Genomic DNA, 20,365 nt, shown 5'->3' with positions numbered 1-20,365 from the left:
AATACTTAGGATTGCTGCTCCCATGCATTCATCATTTTCTCTACTTCTTCATTCAATTGGGCAGCAAAGTTAGTAAATTTCATCGAACCTTTATCACCTTCGCCCTGTTTTCTTACCGAAACTTCTTCTGTTTCTGCTTCTTTCTCGCCTACAATGAGCAAATAAGGGATTCTTTTCAATTCATTATCGCGGATTTTACGTCCGATCTTTTCATTACGGTCATCCACCTGCGAACTAATTCCCTGTTGTTTGAAATAGCTGTTCACTCTGTGAGCATAATCATTGAACTTCTCGCTGATAGGTAATATTACCACCTGGTCAGGCGCCAGCCATAACGGGAATTTACCCGCAGTATGCTCGATAAGTACTGCAATGAAGCGTTCCATCGAGCCAAACGGTGCACGGTGGATCATCACCGGACGGTGTTTTTGGTTGTCTGCGCCTGTGTATTCCAGTTCGAAACGTTCAGGGAGATTATAGTCAACCTGTATTGTTCCCAGCTGCCAGCGGCGGCCCAAGGCGTCTTTTACCATAAAGTCGAGTTTGGGACCATAGAAGGCCGCTTCACCAAGTTCTACTTTTGCAGGCAGGCCTTTTTCTTCGCAGGCTTCTATAATGGCACGTTCTGCTTTTTCCCAATTTTCATCGCTACCGATATATTTTTCACGGTTTTCAGGGTCGCGCAAAGATATCTGGGCTTCGAAATTTTCGAAGTCAAGCGCCTTAAAGATAATGAAAACAATGTCCATTACTTTCAGGAATTCAGCTTTCAATTGCTCAGGTGTACAGAATATATGCGCATCGTCCTGAGTAAATCCACGGACACGGGTTAAGCCGTGAAGCTCTCCACTTTGTTCGTAACGGTAAACAGTGCCAAACTCAGCCAGACGCAAAGGCAGGTCTTTGTATGAGCGTGGAATTATTTTGTAAATCTCGCAGTGGTGAGGACAGTTCATCGGTTTCAATAAGAACTCTTCTCCTTCTTCCGGTGTATGGATAGGCTGGAAAGAATCCTTACCGTACTTTTCGTAGTGTCCCGAAGTAACATATAATATCTTGCTACCTATATGCGGAGTCATTACCTGCTGGTAATCAAACTTACGCTGGATTTTCTTTAAGAAATCCTCCAGTTTCAAACGTAACTGAGTACCACGTGGAAGCCATAATGGAAGCCCTTTTCCTACGTTTTCGGAAAAAGCGAACAATTCCAGCTCTTTTCCGATCTTGCGGTGATCGCGCTTTTTGGCTTCTTCAAGCATTATCAGATACTCGTCCAGCATTTTCTTTTTAGGGAAAGTGATGCCGTAGAGACGGGTAAGTTGTTTACGCTTTTCATCGCCACGCCAGTATGCACCTGCCGCACTAAGGATTTTTACCGCCTTAATGTAAGATGTATTAGGCAAGTGAGGTCCGCGGCAAAGGTCTGTAAACACACCTTGTGTATATGTGGTGATGGTACCGTCTTCGAGATCATTTATAAGCTCTACCTTATAGTTTTCGTGGCGGGCATCGAACATCTTTATTGCATCAGATTTGGAAATGCTCTGGCGTTTGATCTCTTCTTTATTGGCGATAAGCTCCATCATCTTTGCTTCTATTTTAGCAAAGTCTGCATCTTTTACCGGGGTATCACCAAAGTCTATATCATAATAAAATCCGTTTTCGATGGCAGGCCCGATACCGAATTTGGCATGAGGATAAAGTATCTGTACGGCTTCGGCCATAAGGTGGGCGGAAGAATGCCAGTATGCGTGTTTACCGTCTTCATCTTCCCATTTCAGCAATTCGATCGTTGCGTCTTCGTCTATTGGACGGGTCAAATCCCATACTTGTCCATTGACTTTGGCTGCAAGTACGTCCTGAGCCAGACGCGAACTGATGCTTTCTGCTATCTGCATCGATGTGGTTCCTTTTGCAAATTCTCGCACGGAACCATCCGGAAATGTAATTTTTATCATTTTTAGTTTCTATTTAATTATGCAGCTCCTACAAACAAGCTACTTTTTTGAACTTGCAAAAATAATCATTTTTTGTAACAGATGTGATATTCTGTCTATTTTAATTTAGATACGCTTTCTGTAAACCGCTATTGGTGACCGGTTATAAAAAAGGTAAAAGATATATCAGTTAACAGTCAACAGTCAGCAGTTAACAACTTGTATCTTGTCTACTTGTAACTCTCTTCAAAAGGTAACAAACGTAACAGTCTTTTTAGCCTTTGTGCCCGTTGTGATTTCCTTCGTGTACTTAGTGGTAAATCTCTTTACCACAAGGGGCACAAAGATTTACACAAAGAACACTTTTTTCAGTAAACAGTCAACAGTTAGCAGTCATCAGTTACCAACCCGTATCTCACTTAACTTTCAACTTACTACTTGTTAAAAGGTAACAAAGGTAACACAAAGAGCAATTAATAATTAAGAATGAATAATTAATAATTAGCTTTTACCCTCTCTGTAGCCTCCCCCCAAGGGGCAGGGCTGTTAAGTTCTATTTTTTATACCCTCTGTGTCATGTTGAACGGAGTGAAACATCTCGTTTTTCAGGATCGGGATCCTTCATTCCACTCAGGATGACAGCAGAAAATAATAGAACAAAGCGGAGAACTTAACAACCCTGCCCCAAGGGGAGGTTGAAGGGGCTGAATAATACTTCAAAGAGCTACAAGCCAGTAGCTAAAGGCTGTCGACTCTGACTATATAGATAAAATTTTTGTAGAAGATTGAAGAATAGGTATAAAAAATATTCCTCATAGAAATTTATACAGTTCTATGAGGAATATTATCGGGAGTATTTTAATTTATTCTGTCATGCGTTTGATTATACTATAAGCCTCCACAACGCCCATTTCCCCGGCTTTACGCATATCGTCGAGCGCACGGTCTTTGTCTTTGACCTGGAAGCGGCTTAATCCCCTGTTGTAATATCCTTCGGCAAATTCAGGATCGCGTCTGAGAGCCTCGTTGTAGTCTAGTATGGCGGCACGGTAATCGTTTTGCTTGTAGCGTATTCCCGCCCTGTTGTAATAAGCATAGATAAATTCAGGATTGAGTTCTATCACCTTATTATAATTCTTGACAATCAGGTCGTACTCCATTTTGCCCGGGTCTACAATAGTTGTTGTAGCGGGTAATGAGTTATCTTTCTTTATACCGCCCAAGGTAGCCAAATCCGTTTGATCACTTTTCTTTTCATACTCAGGTACATTCTCCCTCAGATTGAGTTGTTTTGTATATACAACGGCCAGATTGAAGTATGCCAGCGTAAATTTCGGATCGAGGCTTATTGCCTTATTAAAGTCTTCGATAGAGTTGGTAAAATCCTGCACGAGCATATAATCCATAGCTCTGGCAAAATACAGGTCGGCATTTGCCGGCTGATCGGCAATACGTTTCGACAAGTCGTCTATCGACCTGAAGTGTTCCTGTATCTGGAATTCGTTCAGGGAAGCTTCACTGTTGGTGATTCTGAGTTTCTTAGGAAGTATCGCCCGTTTGTTTATATTGTCGATAAGCTGGCTGTAATACACAAATCGGCGGATATCGTTCGGTTTTTCGTAATATGAAACAATAAACTGAGGCTCCAGATCGAGTTTGACCTGCTTATTCTGTATACGGCCTCTGGTATCATTATTATATTTGCTTTTTTCTTCTTCCGTCTTATCAGCTACAACGAGCAGGTTAAATTTGTCAATATCTTTGTCTGATTTTTCCCTAGTCTTATCTTTGTCTGATTTTTCTTCGGTTTGTCCGGCCAGTATTTCTTTGTTCTTACGGCTTTCCTCATTACGTGCATAATTGAAATCCCGTTCAGCACCTTTCAGGTCGTTTTGGCGACGTTTGATCTCGGAACGCATATAAAATCCGTGATAAAATTCGGGATATTCGGCCAACACAACATTCAGGTCTTCCAAAGATCCTGTGTAATCTCCAATGTTATTCTTTATCAGGGAGCGGTTGAAATATGCAATATAGTTGTTCGGTTCAAACTTCAATACTACATCGAAATCGGCTATAGCACGATTGTCGTCACCTACTTGTGACCGTAATAACCCTCGGTTGAAACGGGCAATTATATTATTCGGGTCGAGGTCGATAACTTTATCGTAGTCGGACATTGCTCCGCGCAGGTCATTCTTTGAATACCGTATCAATCCCCGGTTGATATAATTGCCGGATTGAAGCGGGTCTATACGTATGGCTTCGTCAAGGTCGGCCATTGCTTTGTCATAGTCCTTTTTATAATAATGGAGCAACCCGCGCATAGAGTAGGATTGGGGTAGGTATTTGTCGAGTTTTATAGCTTGGTTATAATTTTCGAATGCCTGCACAGTATCCCCTTTTTCCTGATATAGTGCTCCTCTGGTAAGGAAGCCTTGTGTATAGGTCGGATAGGATTTAAGCAGGGTGTTCAGATATTTTTCGGCTTCTTCGTAATCCTTCTTTTGGATATTGACTATACCCATGTTGATTAATGCGAATTTATCGTTCGGATATACCTCCAGCGAAACTTTGTAATCTTCTAATGCTCCGTCATAGTTATTCTGATTCTGGCGGGCGTCGGCTCGTAGCTGATAAGCTTTTGACATGAAAGGGTTTCTTTCCAGAGCCAGTGTACAATCATCTTCTGTACCTCTGTAATCGTCGAGATAATATTTTGCAATAGCACGGTAAAAGTAAGGCTCTGCAAGGTACGGTTTTGCTTTTATGGCCTGATTGAAGTATTGTATCGCCAAGACATAATCTTCGAAATAGAGTGAGTTACGTCCTATTAAGATTACACGGTCGGTATTAATCTGGGAAACTGCGATCAGGCTGTTTATCAGAACAAGTATTGAAAATAAAAATCTCTTCACGATAGATTGTATTAATCATTGAGCAGCAAATATATGAATAATACGTTAACAAAAAAGAAGAGAGACTGCCGGAGTCTCTCTTTTTAATATATTTTTTAGTTTTCGAAATAGTCGTCGTGATAATACGAATTCTTCTTGAGGTAATATGTCCTGTCGCCATAATAACGGGATGTTCCGTAATAACCTTCACGTCCTTTAACATCATTGAACACAAGTGCTATATCTTCTACGCCGTCATATTTCAGCTGGGTAATCACGCTCTTGAAGAATGATTTGTTTGTCTTGGCTCGGCGTACAACAAACAATGTTGTATCAGCTATTTCGGATAGTATATATGCATCCGAAACCAGTCCTACGGGGCTACAGTCGATGATTACATAGTCGTACATTTCCTTCAGGTGTTCCAGTACTTGTTTTGTCTTAGCCGTTTTTATTAACTCACTTGGGTTTGGAGGCAGTGTTCCGGCAGGAATAATATCGAAGCCATAATCGGGATGAGAGTATATGATTTCATCCAGTGTAACCTGACCTATCAGGTAGTTCGATATCCCTTTCTGCGAATCAATTTGTAGTGTTTTAGCAACCGAGGGGCGACGAAGGTCTAAGTCTACAATGATAACTTTTTTACCCATCAGTTGATACACAGATGCAATGTTTGTGGCTATGAATGTTTTGCCGTCAGCCGGCTCGGTAGATGTAACCAAGACTGTTATTTTATTTTCCCGCTGCGCCATATATTCTATCCGGACTCGCATGTTACGGAACGATTCGGCAAAGCTCGATTTCGGATAATTCTTGACTAAAACCACTCCATTGTTGAGTTTTTTGGAAACATTTTCTATTGTACCGATAACGGGGAATCCTGAAATTTTTTCACATTCTTCTTTCGTTGTAATCGAGAAATTCAAAATTTCTTCTTTCAGTACCACAAAGCATAATGGTAGGATGAGACCTATAATAAAGTAATATGTATAGTTCTTACCTATTTCTCCGCCATTTACAGCTCCGCCCATTTGCCGCGGTGCTTCCCATATAAAGTTGTCCGGTGTATTTGACGCCTTTTGTATCTTGGCCTCATATTGTCTTTGAGTAAGATACTGGTGATACATTTCATTTACACGGAACTCCCGCTGAAACTTTATCAAATCCCGCTCCTGAGGGGGGAGATTATCTATTTTTAACTGTAGCACTTCATACTTTCGTACTAGGGCATCTTTCTGGTTTTGAAGATTGATCTGGGAGACTTGGATTTCTTGTAAAATTTTCACCCTTAGGTCGTTCAGCTCATCTATGGTTTTATTGTATAATGGGTTTTTTGCACCCAGATTGCGCGCTTTTTGTAATAATTCATTATATGTTACTACGAATTCACTTAGTTTAGGATTCCGGATATTCATACTAGCCGGATCCATTAAATCGTCAGTTCCGAGTATTTTCTCCTTCATTTTTTCGGTCAGGAGCAATACCGATTTTTCTCTTAAAGCGAGAGCGTCTTTTTCCCTGTCTGCACTGTCGAGAGCTATTCTTAAAGATTGGGATGAAACATCATATACACCGGTTTCCTTCTGAAATCTTTCGAGTTTGAAGCGTGAGATATCCAGGGAATCGTTAATTAATTTCAACTGGTTGTCGAGAAATTCTATTGTAAGCTCAGCCTGCTCGTTTTTTAGAGCTAAGTTGTAATTTTCAAATTCTTTAAGTAATACGTTCAGGTAATCTACATCCTTAGCAGGATTGGTGCCTGACATGGATATGGATAGGATAGACGAATTGTTTTGGAGGGCAGAGCCTATACGCCCGCTATACATTCCAATAAGTTGAGCTTCCGAAAGGAATCTGAAGTTGAATGTTGATATGTCCGGTTTAAAAGCACCTTTGACATCTTTTCTGAAATTAGGAGTCTTATGTAGTTTTATCCTGAATAGCTTATAGTCAATTTCTTGATCGAATGGGGCTATCAAAGAGATTTTAGTTTCTGATTCAGGATTTTCTTTATAACTGATTTCGCATTTTTCCTGATCGATATATGTGACTTCGTACGCGTAATTATATGCTTCAGGCTTAATATCGATCATTTCTATTTCGATAGGAGTGTCTGTATATAGGCTGATATATTTGAAACGGGTCTGTATATAATACTCGATACGCATTTTAGCCGGCAAACTTTTTACCGTCCTTTCGGTTAGTCCATAAGATTTTAATACAATTTGCTGATTTTCTGTATTGCGTAATAATGTTCCTGTTGGTACAGATCCTGCAACAACACTGGCCGTGTTCCTATCTTCCAAAATCATCAGGGCCTGAACATAGAATACAGGTACCCATGATTTATTCTTGATGTATGCATAGCCAAGAAATAGGGCAACCGATATAATAAATAGATACCAGTATTTCAATATACGGTAAAACCAAAGGACAAAATCGAATGAGATGTTTGTCTTTGTTTTTACTTCCTCGAAATAGGGATCGGACTCTATTACTTTTTTATTGTTATTATCCATGATAACTATCTGTTTCTATAACGCTTATGTTTGGGTCTTTGTTCTTCAATTAATTATCATCACTAACTGAATGTTTATTGTCTTTTATCTCTCTACATCTGTGTCTGCTCGCTCTTTTATCTAAAATCCCCGGTATATGATTGAATATAGCAAGAACTGCAAGGGAACTGACATTGTTGTGATAAATGAACTCATTGAGCTTATATTGAAGAATGAGTTTTTATTTGTAGGGAAATAAATTACATCGTTTGGCTTAATATAATAATATTCGGACTGAATTACATCCTGACTCCTCAGGTCGAATGTTTTTACCTGTGTATTTCCATCCGGTCCTTTTCGCACTATACTTACCCTGGTAAGATCCATCAGGCCGGTGGTCTGTTGTGATATGGCCAATGCCTGATAAATAGTCATATTGTCTTTATATACCTGATAAGAACCTCTTTTATCGTTGGCATAAATATAGAAAAAATTATTGGCCATAGTTACTTTTACTTGTACATCTTTTACAGATTGTTGCATCAGGTTTTGTACAATGATTTCGGCTTCTTGTATGGTATGCCCGGCAACTTTGGCTGTACCGAAAAACGGAAGTATAACAGTACTGTCTTCGTAGATCGTATATGTTTTCAATACATTCTGGTTATTGGTAATTACTGTATTGAAAGTACTAACCAACTCCTGGTCGCTGGATGAAATAGCACATGATATCATATCTCCGACATCCAGTTTATATTCTTTAAATTCCTGCAGGGGATACTGTTTGTCAATAGCCTGAAGGTAGTTTATCTCTTCGCTCGATATACAGGAAGAGAAAATACCTGAGATGGATATGCTGAGTAACAGAAAATATAATGTGTATTTCATACAATAATTTTGTTTTTAATGGATGTATGGAAACTCGCATGACAAAATTATCATGTACTCCGGTGAGTTATTATTCATGCTCGTTTTCATATTAAAAGATTCTGAGTATTAATATTATAACTCCGGCTAGTGATGTTAGCATGCCGAAAACTCCTGTAAATGATGTGGTTGCCCCCAGGAATTTTCCTTTGGTCTGAGGTACATATATAACATCGTTTGGCTGTATATAATAAAATTCAGTGTCGATAATATCTTTGCTTCTCAGGTCGAATGTTTTAGTGAGTGATCCGCTGGCATTTTGCCTGATAATGGTCACCTTGGACCGGTCGCCGTAAGGCCCGATATTTGTGGCTATGGATAGTGCCTGATATATTGTCATAGAAGTGCTGGTCATCGTTATCCTGTTTGCTCCGGCTTCTCCCAGTACGCTGAAATACCTGTTGGCTAGTGTAACATCGGCCATAGTTCCTTCCGAGAAGGTATTTAGTTTTTGGCTGATGGCGGTTTTTATTTGCAGGAGGGTAAGCCCTTGTACATATATTTTTCCAACATAAGGAAAGTTAATAGTACCATCGGCATAGACGGTTGTAGGTCTTATGTTCCATGTGTTTTCCAGACTTCTGATTTCGGAGCCTACACTGACACCTGTCGATTCGTTCATACCTCTGTATGTATATTGGGGGCTATATCCTGCAAACATATTTGCGGTTTCGCGATCCCATGCATATACAATGATGCTTAACTGATCTCCGGGAATTACTTTATATTCTTCTGCCTTGACCATCAACTGAGGGTAATTCAGTTTTATATCTTGCAGCAAATCCGTTTGCTTGTTGGTTACACAAGAACTGAGACTGGAGATAATACAAAACAGTATTAAAAGTACTTTTGTTAGGCTTTTCATAAATTATATATCCGGTTTCTCAATTTTTATTATCCGAAGGTTTTACTTTGTAATGACAATTTGTCCGCCCTTTTATTAAATTATTCAGTTTGCTTTTTATTAATTGTTTGCGTATGCCTGATATCTTGTCTATAAACAAGATTCCCTCTATATGATCGTATTCGTGCTGTATACAACGTGCAAAAAAAGCATCGTATACTTCGTCATGAGAAACAAAATTTTCGTCGAGATATTGTATCCGGATTTTTTCATTCCTGTCTACACTCTCATTGATACCCGGAATGCTTAGGCAACCTTCTTCCATTTTTACTACCTCACCTGTTTCTTCAATAATAACCGGATTGATAAATACTTTCTTGAATCCTGAGTAGATTGGATTGTCTTCGGCTAAAGGCTCTAAGTCGATAACAAAGAGGCGTATATCCAGTCCTATCTGGGGAGCGGCTAATCCGATACCATCAGCATTGTACATGGTTTCGAACATATTTTCGATAAGTTCTTTCAGATTGGGGTAGTCGGGTGAGATATCTCTGCTTTTCTTTCTTAGCACCGAATGACCATACAGATATATGGGTAGTATCATATTTTTTTATTGTTCATTTGTTTTGTAATCGCAGGCTCTCCATATAGCTTTGCAGTATAATGACCGCACTGATTTCGTCTACAAGAGCTTTGTTTTGCCTGTCTTTCTTTTTTAGACCCGCATCAATCATTGTTTTTTGAGCTAAGGCTGATGTAAAGCGTTCGTCGTACATTTCAACAGGGATATCCGGATAAAGGTTTTGCAGCTTTTTCACAAACGGGCGAATATGCTTCATATTCTCAGAATATTCGTTATTCATTTGCTTGGGTAAGCCAACTATGATGCGCTCTACATCTTCTCTTTCCAGATAGGTTTTAAGATAATCGAACAGAGTATGAGTAGGAACAGTAGTCAAGCCGTTAGCAATAATTTTAAGCGTATCGGAAACCGCTATGCCTGTTCGCTTTGTCCCATAATCTAAAGCCAAAAATCTTCCCATATTAAAAAACAAAGGTAGATAAAAATCTTTATTTATCTCTAATCTAATTAAGTAAATAGTCTGAATCTATTCTATTTTGTTTTTTATAACAAAAATAAGAATAGAATTGGCTGTATATCGGGGTGATATTATGTCTTTCTATCAGTTGTGTTTGTAAAGTTGCTTTGTAATAATAATTTCCGGAGGGTTGATATATTACTCTTTCAGATGTTCGAAGTTACGACGTTTCAGCTCGAAATCGCGTCCGAGGTATTTTTCTCTTACTATCTCATTGTTGGCAAGCTGTTCGGCTGTGCCCTGAAATAAAACTTTTCCTTCGAACAACAGGTATGCCCGGTCGGTAATACTGAGTGTTTCGTCCACATTGTGGTCGGTGATAAGTATTCCGATGTTTTTATATTTGAGCTTGGCTACGATTTCCTGTATATCCTGTACAGCAATGGGGTCTACTCCGGCGAAAGGTTCATCGAGCATGATGAATTTAGGGTCTATAGCCAGACAACGGGCTATTTCAGAACGCCGGCGCTCACCTCCGGAGAGCCTGTCCCCCAAGTTTTTCCTTACTTTTTGCAATCCGAATTCTTCAATGAGGCTTTCCAACTTCTCCTTCTGATAAGCGGCTGAAGTTTTAGTCATTTCCAGGATAGAACGTATATTATCTTCCACAGTCATTTTCCGGAAGATGGATGCTTCCTGGGCCAGATATCCGATTCCGTTCTGTGCACGCTTGTATACGGGAAATTTTGTTATCTCCTGTTCGTTGAGAAAGATTTTACCCTCATTAGGCATTACAAGTCCTACAGTCATGTAGAAAGTGGTAGTCTTACCCGCCCCGTTGGGGCCGAGCAAACCTACGATCTCACCTTGTTTCACGTCTATAGAAACGTGATTGACAACTGTTCTCGATTTGTATCGTTTAACCAGATTTTCGGTACGCAGCACCATGTGCTTCTCCTCCGGTACAGTAATTTCTTCTATTTTTTCCTCCATGCCTGCTTATAAGGATGCTTATTCTAATACGGTAACCCAACCATGAGTGTCGGGTTCGTCACCGAGTTGTATACCTCTCAGTTTGTTATATAATTTTGTGCTCACAGGGCCTGCATTTCCATCTTTGGATATTGCATACGATTTGTTTTCGTCTATGTCATCTACCCTTAATATAGGGCTTATAACGGCAGCGGTACCCACCTGTCCGGCTTCTTCGAATGTCGCCAGTTCTTCTTCAGCCACTTGTCTGCGCTCCACTTTCATCCCCATGTCTTCTGCCAGTTGCATCAGGCTTTTATTGGTGATGGATGGCAATATGGATGAAGAAAGAGGGGTGATGTATGTATTATTCTTAATTCCAAAGAAATTGGCAGGGCCGCACTCGTCCAGGTATTTCTTTTCTTTAGCGTCCAGATATAATACAGCCGAATAACCCATTTCGTGAGCTTTGTTTCCGGCTACTAGGCTGGCTGCGTAGTTTCCTCCTATTTTTATGGTACCTGTGCCCAGCGGCGCAGCACGGTCAAATCCGCGAAGAATGGCTACAGGAGTAGGTTTAAATCCTTCCTTGAAGTAAGGTCCTACAGGTGTAACGAATACAAGGAACAGGTATTCGTTAGCCGGTTTTACTCCTACTTGTGCACCCATGCCCAGCAATAACGGGCGTATATATAATGAAGCTCCGCTACCGTATGGGGGTATGAAGCGTTCGTTTAGTTTTACAGCTTTCAGTACAGTTTCTTCGAATACTTCCACAGGCAGTTCGGCCATCATAATGCCATGACACGAAGATTGCATACGCAAAGCATTGTCGCGCATTCTGAATATGCGGATTTTACCATCTTTACCCCTGAATGCTTTTAATCCTTCAAATGCTTCTTGTCCGTAATGGAGGCAGGTTGCGGCCATATGAATGTCAATGGATTCGGATGTTGTCTCGGCAGGTGTGCTCCATTTACCATCTTTGTAATAACTTCTTACATTGTAGTCTGTCTTCATGTATCCGAAAGACAAATTTGACCAGTCTATAGCATTCATATCAGTAAAAGTTTTAGCATCAATAATAATTGATAGGATTGTTTATTCTCACAAAAATACAATTTTCGGTGATATAAGGATTAAGAGCCTGTTTAAATTTTACCAAAATATTTTATTATAGATTCTTTTTCGTTCATTTTTAGTCTATTTTTGGTTCTTTATTCCATTCTCTCAGTTCAAATAGCCTGCTATTATCACTTCGAGGAAGAAAAAACTATCTCAAAAATAGTTCTGAAAATTTAAACGAATAAAATTTAAACAGGCTCTAAAATTACTCATTAAGTTTGGCTTTTAATGAAAGAAAGTATTTTATCTCATTCATTAAGGCTGCAATAGTAAACTGTAGATTTTCTCGGATAGATTGTGAGAACTTGGATTATGTATCCGGCTGTTTGTATTTACCTGCTTCTCTGAAGACTTGAGGCTCCATCAAATAACCTGTCAATAAATAAGATACCTTGCAGGTGGTCGAATTCATGTTGAAAGATAACTCCTGTGAAATCACTGCCTCGCGACTGTCCCGACAATCTTTCTTTTATCAGTTCTCCTTTTTCGTTGTAATACTCTACATCTATCCATGCATAACGTTTGGTGCTTCCCGACAAATCGGGAACGGAAAGGCATCCGTCACCTTCAAAGCAGATGGTTTCGTCGGAGTGATTTACGATGCGCGGATTGATAGCCACCTGAATAGCTTTATCCGGGCGGTCTATTCGTGTGAATAAAAATAAATTCCGGCCTACTCCGACTTGAGGGGCGGCAATTCCCACACCTGATTCGACAGCCAAAGTGAGTTTTAGCCGTTGTATAAAATGTTGCCAGTCTTTGTCGGATGCAATATTTTTTATGTCTATATCAATACTTTTTTTTCTCAAAAAAAGAGAATCATCGATGTTGTCTGTCTGGAGTACTCTGAATGGGGTGCTGATACCATAGCTGTTGGTTAATGTTTTTTCTTTAGTCGTCATATTTTTTGTTGAGTTACACGCAGAAAGGGCAATGCCTATAAGAAGCATATATATAATTTTTTTCACTGCATTGTTTGATTGAGATTTGATACAAAGATAGTAAAATGTCAGTTAATAATGCGGCTTTAAAGAAATAAGTACCACTTTATTTATGGCTTTCATAGGTTTAGATATTACTTGGATGTAACTTCATTCTTGGGGCAGGGTTGTTAAGTTCTGAAATTTATACCCTCTTTGTCATGTTGAACAGAGGAAACATCTCTTGTAAGATAAGAGATCCTTCGTTTCGCTCAGGATGACAGCGGAAAATAATTCTTTTTGTATTCACCATTTATCCTCAAATTTATCAAAACAAAACATCTTTATCTATATAAGAAACTAATTATTAACATTAATATTTAAGCCTTATGAAGTATAAAGAAAAGACGGCTTCGGAAATTATCCGGATGATAGAACAGGATTTGTGCAGTATCTCTGAAATCTGCAAATCATTTAAGATCAGCCGTAAAACATTTTACGAATGGAAAAAGACAAAGCCGGAGTTTGGCGAAGCAGTGGAAGAAGCTATCGACCACCGCGAAGATGTGATGATAGCCTCGGCACGGATAGGTCTGAAGCAGCTCTTGGAAGGCTATGTGCAGAAGAAAGAGAAGATCACTTATGTCCCTGACAAGAACAATCCGGTGGAAGATGTAGAGAAATGTCGTGTAGTGGAAAAGAAATTCTGTCCGCCGAGCATCCGCGCCATAAAGTATGTCCTCGACTGTGAAGAAAGGAAAAAAGACAAAGACCGGTTACTAGCATCGGAACGTCGGCCGCTGGTCATCGAAGTGCAGGACGAGGAAACCAGGCGTCAATTGATGATCTTGCAGGAGAACGGCTTCCATTCGGGAGGTTCGCTCAATCCGGAGGTAGTGGCAGCTGTGGACAGGAAACTAGAGGAAGAAAGTAAAGCTAAAGGCGAAAAACTAAAAGTAAAAAATGAAGAATTAGAAAATGAACAGGATAGATTGCAGGGGCAGCCGGTTGTCGCCCCGGTAGAAAAGCCCAAGCCGAATCCCTATCCGTTTCTGCCGCCGGGATATACATCGAGAACGGATTGAGGAAGGGAAAAGTAATAAGTAATGAGTAGTAAGTTGAAAGTTATATGAGATACCTTTTAACAGTTACAAGTTACTTTGCCCTACGGGCAGTTATGAGTTACAAGTTGGTTTACTGTTTACTGAAAAAAGTCTTCTTTGTGTAAATCTTTGTGCGCCTTGTGGTAAAGAGATTTAACCACTAAGTATACGACGGGAATCACAAAGGACCCGAAGGCTAAAAAAACTGTTACGTTTGTTACCTTTTGAAGAAAGGTACGAGTAGACAAGATTCGAGATTCAAGTTGTTGATTGTTAACTGATTGCTGCTTTCTGTTAACTGTAAAGCCATACAATATATATGAAATGTAGACTGAAATAAGAAAAATATATATTATTTTGTGACAATACGGACTAAATGACGACATATAAATAGAAATGAATCTCTGATAGATGAAACAAACGGCAAATGTAGATGTGCAGTTTTTGGAAATGATACGGCAGAATGAAGGTATCATTTACAAAGTCACCTCTTTCTATACCGATATGGAGCATCCGTTGGGAGATTTATATCAGGAAGTGGTCCTCAATTTATGGAAAGCCTTTCCGTCTTTCAGGGGCGATAGTAAATATTCTACGTGGATATACAGGATTGCCCTGAATACATGTGTTTCTTTTTACCGTAGGAGTAAAAAGGATATCAGTTATGTGGATATATCGATGGATATACCCGATGTGGTGGATAATAATGAGGAAATACAGGAATTATATAAGCTTATAAATCGTCTGGGGAAAATAGAACGGGCATTAGTCTTACTTTATCTCGATGATAAATCTTATAAAGAAATTGCCGAGATAACAGGGCTGACAGTAACCAATGTGGCTACAAAAATAAGCCGCATCAAAGACAAGCTGAGAGATATGTCGAACGACTAAAACGAATCATTATGGATTTGGATAATATAAAGAAAAAGTGGCAGGAGACCGAGATAAAGCCTACCATAGATAATGAAAAAATACAAAAGATGATTTCTAATGAAGGCCGGAGCGCATTCAATAGCCTTATTAGATATGAAAGGATAGGCATAATACTGCTTGTTTTATGCATTCCTATGATATTTGCACTTTCGCTTCGCCACACACCTGTTATTGTATTTTATTTATTTAGTGTGGTCATATTCTTGGCGTGGCAGGTTTATAAGTTCAAAAAGTTGAGAGGGATTAGTTTGTCCGAAATGAGCATCACAGAAATCTCGGGACATTTCTATTGGTATAGGAAGGCTATACTAAAAGAATTTGTAGTTGGTTTAGTTTGGATAATATTTTTCTTTATACTGTTTGGCTATTTCGAATTACTTGATGATACGGATTATTTTTACAAACATCTTACGATACTGATTATTTCAGTATTGATAGGACTGGTCTTGGCTATAGCAATATATAAAATAGTTTATTGGAATAATATAAAGAAAATGGAACTTTCTATAAGGGAAGTACAGGAGTTTGAGAAAGATAATAAATGAGGTATACAAACCGGCAACAAAGATATTTGCACCCTTTTTTGTATTGTTTTATCTATATACGGCAGATAACAGGTGCGTTTCAAGCGAGTTAGTAACAGTATATGGAAACGGTAAAAAGTTGTTACCTTTGTTACCTTTTTATAGGCTATAGTCTGATTATAAATTAAATAGGCCTTCGGTCTTAATGAATCATAAATATATTACGGATGAGAACTATTACTTCAGCCATTCTTGCAATTATACTGATTATTTCGGTATCCTTCACGGCTTCGGCACAGGCCGGAGATAAATATACAGGGGCTCTTCTCTGGAAAGTGTCGGGTAACGGCCTTAGCGAACCGTCTTATATCCTGGGTACACATCACCTTGCTCATGTGAGTTTTGTCGATAACATTCCGGGCTTGAGAGATGCGATGGCAAAAACAGAACAAACAGTAGGAGAGTTATTGTTGTCGGATGAGGCAGCGATGCAGCAAAAAGTGCAGGCTGCGGCGATAATGCCTGCCGGAGAATCTTATTCAAAGTTGCTTTCCGCCGAAGATCTTCAGGCGTTGGATGAGGGGTTGAAATCTTTAATAGGTGTAGGTATGGATCAATTCGGGCAATTCAATCCGGGAATGATTTCGATGATATATACTATTACGCTCTATACGAAACTTTATCCTGAGTTTAACCCAATGGCACATGAAGCTATCGACTCTTATGTGCAACGGATAGCAAGAGAGAATGGAAAATCGGTTTTAGGTTTGGAGTCGGTGGATGATCAGATTTATGCTTTATTCGAAGCCGAACCATTAAAAGATCAGGCGGAATCTCTGGTTTGCAGTATAAAGAATAATCATTCAGCTAAGGAGCAATTGGATAAATTGAATGCTTATTATAAAAACGGTGATTTAACAGGTATGTATAATCTGGCTTTCAATAATCCGGATGAACCCTGTAAAGTTTCACAAACTGTACAAAACGCCATAAATAAAGACCGGAATAATAAGTGGGTGGAGAAACTGCCTGCAATAATGAAAGAAAAATCGAATCTGATTGCTGTAGGAGCCTTACATCTTGCCGGTGAAGAGGGTATACTGAACCAGCTGGCGACAAAAGGTTATACAGTAGAGCCTGTGAAATAAGGTCAAACTAGATTGCGTCCTATCCAAAACAGGATAATGACAAGTAGAACTATATGTATGGCTTTCCTGCTATAAAGTGATTGTCTGATATGTGGATACTGCTCTTTACCTCCGAAATATTCCAGATATATACATGTCAGAATATAGGGAATTGCTATGATCAGTAAGGGGTTGGAACTGAATGCCTCTTTGATTTGCAGATGTAATAAATGGTGTACAGCCCGTTGTGAACCGCATCCCGGACAGTCTAATCCGGTAACGGCATAGAATGGGCATTGAGGGAAGAGGGATGATTCCTCGGGACTGAACAGATAGTAAAGAATGCCTCCGGCAATCAATAATATCACTATCCCCAGCAATCGCCGGATATATGTATATTTTCCTGCAGGTATCGTTTTGCTATCCATATGTACAGAATATTAGAGCCAGGAAAATACCGATCCTACTATTGCTCCGAATATTACAAGCAGCACATAGCAGGCAGGCAAAAATAAGATTCCGGCTAAAGCCCATTTTTTTGCATTTTCGGCAGCCTGTGTGGCGCGATCATATTCTTTGGCATAATAGAGGGATTCCACTTTGGCTGCATAAAAGATACCGACAACACTGATCGGTGAGCAACAGAATATGGATAATAGTATTGATTCCACTAACCAATTCTTAGGCATGGGGAGTATATCGTCCCATCTCCGGGTATTGTTGTCCTGCCTATAATTTGTTTGTTGATAGTTGGTTGCGGGTTGCGGGGGAGCAATGGGTTGCGATTGAGGCTTTGGCTCAGTGGCAACTGTTTCGGCGGGGCTTGGTTTTATTGCTACAGCTTCCGACTTCCTTTCTTCGGGAAGAGGTATCTTTGTATCGAACAGGAAAGATAATTCGGGTACACTTCCGGCATTTATCCAGTCGGGCATTCCCGAACGCCAAACCATTGTTTCGGGGCGGATTTTTTTTGAAGGTAAATCATTCAGGGGAAACGGCCCGCACTGCTGTTTCGATATATCATCTATATAATAATATTTTACCATAATAACTAAATCTCTGGTATTGGGTAGTAAGTAGTAAGTTTGAGTTTGGCTGTGTCTATTTAAATATTTTGTCAATGCCTACTGCTGGTGCTGCATCCGGAATATCTTCATCAGTACCTTTATCGCATACACCGTATCCAGGGGCAGGAGCGAACTGATCCGTTTGTTTGTATCCCAGTTTAGGATTGGCATAGACCTTCTTCATAAACAAGCCGAATATAGGAAGCGCCATTGCAGCACCCTGTCCGTCACTTGTGCGGTCGAAATGTATAGAACGGTCTTCTCCGCCTACCCAGCATCCGGCTGAAAGCTTAGGACTGAAGCCCATAAACCAGCCGTCGGAGTTGTTCTGTGTTGTTCCGGTTTTGCCACCCAATGGGGCGGTAATGCCATAGTTGCGTCTTACGCGACCTCCTGTTCCTCCGTCGATTACACCACGGAGCATATCCAGCATTTTTACATAGGTGCCCTCGCTGAATACTTCGTCGAGTTTGGCTGTGAAGTTTGCTACTACATTACCAGAACGGTCTTCTATATGTGTCACATAAACAGGATTAGCTCTTACTCCTTTGTTCGCAAAGGCTGAATAAGCCGCTACCATTTCGGCAACAGTAACTTCCGGTGTTCCCAGGCACATAGCAGGTACAGGATCGATATGTCCGGTAAGCCCGAATGAACGCAGGAAGCGCGCAAATGCATAAGGAGAAGTTCTGTTCATCAGGTATGCGGTTACCATATTGTCGGAGTTTTGCAATCCCCATTTTATAGTTACCATTTCTCCTATTTTGGCGCTTCTAATTCCTCTTGGCGGATGTTGGCGTCCCATTTCGTCGATCAGCACTTGCTGCTCATACTGCATTTGGTCGCAAGGGGTTACGCCCTCTTGCATTGATAATGCATACAGATATGGTTTTATCGTGGAACCGACCTGACGGCGTCCCATATTCACCATATCATATTGGAAGAAACGGTAGTCGATGCCGCCTACATATGCTTTTACATAGCCGGTATGTGTATCCATAGCCATAAATCCGGCTCGCATAAATCCTTTATGATAACGGACCGAATCCCACGGAGTCATGATAGTATCTATTTCTCCCCTCCACGAGAAGACTTTCATATCTACAGGCTTCTTAAATTCGGCTAATATCTCTTTCTCCGAAGCCCCTGCTTTCTTCATGTTCCGGTAGCGGTCGGTTTGTTTCATCGCTCTATAGAGCAATGAATCCACTTGCTTAGACACTGAGTAGGAATATGGAGCATAAGAGCGTCCTTTCTTTTCTTTATCGAAGTCGGGTTGTAACTCCTTGCTCATATGCTCGGTCATTGCTTCCTCTGCATATTGCTGCATACGGGAGTCTATAGTAGCATATATCTTAAGTCCGTCAGTTGCCAGATTGTAAGTGCTGCCATCCGGCTTTTTGTTTTTGCTGCACCAGCCATACAATGGGTTTGTCTCCCAGTTAAGCGAATCTATTGCAAACTGTTCCCGTTGCCATGACGCATAATTCGATCTGTCGGGCTTTTTGGCATTTAGCGTCAGGCGCAGATATTCCCTGAAATAAGGGGCTAATCCATCTTTATGGTCTACTCGTCTGAAATCCAGTTTGAGAGGAATTAGTTTTAATGAATCATATTGTTGTTGCGTAATGTAGTCGTTCTTACGCATCTGGTCCAATACCACATCTCTCCGGCCTTTGGTCCGCTCGGGTTGCCTTTTCGGATTGAAGTAAGACGGATTTTTACACATACCGATGAGGGTAGCTGCCTCTTCTATTGTCAGATTTTTCGGTGTTTTGTTGAAATAAACCTGTGCTGCCGATTGTATTCCTACAGCATTGTTTAGGAAGTCGAACTGATTGAGATAAAGGTTTATAATCTCGTCTTTTGTATAATAACGTTCGAGCTTTGCTGCAATTACCCACTCGATAGGTTTGCGTAGAAATACACGTACCATCCAGTTTTCCGCCGGAGGAGAGTATAGTTGTTTTGCTAACTGTTGTGTGATGGTACTACCTCCACCTCCGCTCGATTGCTGTAGAATAACTGTCTTTACTACGGCACGGGTTAGTGCATAGGCATCGATTCCCGAGTGCGAATAAAACCGTGCATCTTCGGTGGCAACAAGAGCCTGCACCAGATATGGAGAAAGGTCACTATAATTAGAATAAATACGGTTGTTTTTAGCTTGCGAATATGTCCCCAACAATACGGCGTCGGAAGAATATATCTGGGAAGCATATTTGTCTATGGGGTTCTCTAGTTCTTCCACATCGGGCATATAACCGACAATGCCTGTAGCAATACAGGTAAACAGGATGATAATCAGCGCAATGATGCAGCCGAAAGCTACCCATAGTTTTTTAACTATTTGTTGAGGTGTGTATTTGCCAAGAAACATCTTTTTCTTCGATTTCGCTTTCTTATCCATATAGTGAGTCTAGGTCTAATCAGTTTGCAAATTTA

Annotated in this window: 17 protein-coding genes; 4 read left to right on the top strand and 13 right to left on the bottom strand. The window is 40.2% G+C overall.

What is annotated here, in order from left to right:
* Positions 1-5 precede the first annotated feature (5 nt).
* The 10 genes from thrS to def (QZL88_RS07435) form a co-directional block, all read right to left on the bottom strand.
* Positions 6-1,958 carry a threonine--tRNA ligase gene (gene thrS / locus QZL88_RS07480; protein ID WP_296939719.1) on the bottom strand — a complete coding sequence of 651 codons (1,953 nt, stop codon included), beginning with the start codon at positions 1,956-1,958 and terminating at the stop codon, positions 6-8.
* Positions 1,959-2,800: 842 nt separating this feature from the next.
* Positions 2,801-4,855, bottom strand: a complete 2,055-nt coding sequence (locus QZL88_RS07475; protein WP_296939716.1) for a tetratricopeptide repeat protein — start codon at positions 4,853-4,855, stop codon at positions 2,801-2,803.
* Positions 4,856-4,950: 95 nt separating this feature from the next.
* A complete protein-coding gene (locus QZL88_RS07470; protein WP_296939714.1) occupies positions 4,951-7,356 on the bottom strand; it encodes a tyrosine-protein kinase family protein in 2,406 nt (801 codons plus the stop codon).
* Between the two features lie 120 nt (positions 7,357-7,476).
* Positions 7,477-8,223 carry a polysaccharide biosynthesis/export family protein gene (locus tag QZL88_RS07465; protein ID WP_296939712.1) on the bottom strand — a complete coding sequence of 249 codons (747 nt, stop codon included), beginning with the start codon at positions 8,221-8,223 and terminating at the stop codon, positions 7,477-7,479.
* 91 nt (positions 8,224-8,314) lie between these two features.
* A complete protein-coding gene (locus tag QZL88_RS07460; RefSeq protein WP_296939710.1) occupies positions 8,315-9,127 on the bottom strand; it encodes a polysaccharide biosynthesis/export family protein in 813 nt (270 codons plus the stop codon).
* Positions 9,128-9,146: 19 nt separating this feature from the next.
* The gene (def, locus tag QZL88_RS07455) at positions 9,147-9,710 is read right to left on the bottom strand and encodes a peptide deformylase (RefSeq protein WP_296939708.1); all 564 of its coding nucleotides are present in this window, start codon (positions 9,708-9,710) and stop codon (positions 9,147-9,149) included.
* A 13-nt stretch (positions 9,711-9,723) separates the two neighbouring features.
* Positions 9,724-10,149, bottom strand: coding sequence for a Holliday junction resolvase RuvX (ruvX, locus tag QZL88_RS07450; protein ID WP_296939707.1), 426 nt, complete (start codon positions 10,147-10,149; stop codon positions 9,724-9,726).
* A gap of 195 nt (positions 10,150-10,344) precedes the next feature.
* Positions 10,345-11,139, bottom strand: coding sequence for an LPS export ABC transporter ATP-binding protein (gene lptB, locus QZL88_RS07445; RefSeq protein ID WP_296939703.1), 795 nt, complete (start codon positions 11,137-11,139; stop codon positions 10,345-10,347).
* A gap of 18 nt (positions 11,140-11,157) precedes the next feature.
* Positions 11,158-12,177: a branched-chain amino acid aminotransferase gene (locus tag QZL88_RS07440; protein ID WP_296939701.1), complete on the bottom strand. Its 1,020-nt coding sequence runs from the start codon at positions 12,175-12,177 to the stop codon at positions 11,158-11,160.
* A 398-nt stretch (positions 12,178-12,575) separates the two neighbouring features.
* Positions 12,576-13,145: a peptide deformylase gene (def, locus tag QZL88_RS07435; protein WP_296939700.1), complete on the bottom strand. Its 570-nt coding sequence runs from the start codon at positions 13,143-13,145 to the stop codon at positions 12,576-12,578.
* A gap of 407 nt (positions 13,146-13,552) precedes the next feature.
* Between def (QZL88_RS07435) and QZL88_RS07430 the strand changes: the two genes are divergently transcribed.
* From QZL88_RS07430 to QZL88_RS07415, 4 genes are all read left to right on the top strand, one after another.
* Positions 13,553-14,248, top strand: coding sequence for a phBC6A51 family helix-turn-helix protein (locus QZL88_RS07430; RefSeq protein ID WP_296939698.1), 696 nt, complete (start codon positions 13,553-13,555; stop codon positions 14,246-14,248).
* A gap of 429 nt (positions 14,249-14,677) precedes the next feature.
* Positions 14,678-15,160 (top strand): sigma-70 family RNA polymerase sigma factor, encoded by a 483-nt coding sequence (locus QZL88_RS07425; protein ID WP_296939695.1) that lies wholly within the window; start codon positions 14,678-14,680, stop codon positions 15,158-15,160.
* An 11-nt stretch (positions 15,161-15,171) separates the two neighbouring features.
* Positions 15,172-15,747 (top strand): hypothetical protein, encoded by a 576-nt coding sequence (locus tag QZL88_RS07420; RefSeq protein ID WP_296939693.1) that lies wholly within the window; start codon positions 15,172-15,174, stop codon positions 15,745-15,747.
* A gap of 206 nt (positions 15,748-15,953) precedes the next feature.
* The gene (locus tag QZL88_RS07415) at positions 15,954-16,874 is read left to right on the top strand and encodes a TraB/GumN family protein (protein WP_296939689.1); all 921 of its coding nucleotides are present in this window, start codon (positions 15,954-15,956) and stop codon (positions 16,872-16,874) included.
* A gap of 2 nt (positions 16,875-16,876) precedes the next feature.
* Here QZL88_RS07415 and QZL88_RS07410 read toward each other — a convergent pair whose 3' ends face one another.
* The 3 genes from QZL88_RS07410 to QZL88_RS07400 are packed head-to-tail and all read right to left on the bottom strand — an operon-like array spanning position 16,877 to position 20,330.
* The gene (locus QZL88_RS07410; protein ID WP_296939687.1) at positions 16,877-17,281 is read right to left on the bottom strand and encodes a DUF2752 domain-containing protein; all 405 of its coding nucleotides are present in this window, start codon (positions 17,279-17,281) and stop codon (positions 16,877-16,879) included.
* A 12-nt stretch (positions 17,282-17,293) separates the two neighbouring features.
* Positions 17,294-17,899, bottom strand: a complete 606-nt coding sequence (locus QZL88_RS07405) for a CD225/dispanin family protein (RefSeq protein ID WP_296939684.1) — start codon at positions 17,897-17,899, stop codon at positions 17,294-17,296.
* A 55-nt stretch (positions 17,900-17,954) separates the two neighbouring features.
* Entirely contained in the window at positions 17,955-20,330 is a 2,376-nt protein-coding gene (locus QZL88_RS07400; protein WP_296939681.1) for a transglycosylase domain-containing protein, read from the bottom strand.
* Positions 20,331-20,365: the final 35 nt, after the last annotated feature.

Origin of the sequence: uncultured Dysgonomonas sp. (genome assembly GCF_900079725.1) — a bacterium.
Taxonomy (GTDB): domain Bacteria; phylum Bacteroidota; class Bacteroidia; order Bacteroidales; family Dysgonomonadaceae; genus Dysgonomonas.
This window is presented reverse-complemented; position numbering and strand designations above follow the sequence as displayed.